The following is a 540-nucleotide window of genomic DNA, read 5'->3' as shown; positions in this document are numbered from 1 at the left end:
GCTGGGTGATCGTTACCGGCCGGCGCAGCGCCTCAGCGATGATATCGCCGGACTTGCGGGAAAGCTCGCTCGTGGAATAGGACCCACCTGAACGCGGCATGGCGATCTCCTGTAATTGCTGCCTTTGCTGATATATACAGCATTGATCGCATTTGCGCAACGAAGCGCCGTCCGAAGCGCCGCCGCCGGGCCGGCAGCGCTTCGGACGGCGCGACATGGTGAAAGCAGGCCCTCCAGTTCGGCCCAGATGAGCTCGCGCTCCGCGAGAACCGTCTCCAGATGGGCCTCGATCTCGCGGCGTTCCGCAGCTCGGCGCGCAGTTCCTCGATGTTCCGTCGGGCCAAACCGCGATGTCGCCACTGTGGTGGACCTTTGCACCTGTGAGATTGTGGTGGTGGTCATGTGTTTCCTCATGGCTGTGGCCGCTCGTCACCGAAAGGGCTGAAGGCCCCGCCTTGCGGCGGAGCCCTCTGGTCGGAGGCTCAGTCCCGGTTCGGGCGGGACCAGATCAGCTGGAGGCCTTCCTCGCCTTCCACCTCG

General features: G+C 64.4%; 1 pseudogene. It reads right to left on the bottom strand.

The annotated features are described in order from the left end of the window. Nucleotides 1-217 (bottom strand): annotated as a pseudogene (locus K9U40_RS23350) (hypothetical protein); the annotation flags it as partial. Nucleotides 218-540 lie beyond the last annotated feature (323 nt).

It is taken from the genome of Xanthobacter autotrophicus (assembly GCF_030015065.1).
GTDB lineage: Bacteria > Pseudomonadota > Alphaproteobacteria > Rhizobiales > Xanthobacteraceae > Xanthobacter > Xanthobacter autotrophicus_D.
Note: the sequence above shows the minus strand (reverse complement) of the source record. Positions and strands in the feature narration are given on the sequence as shown.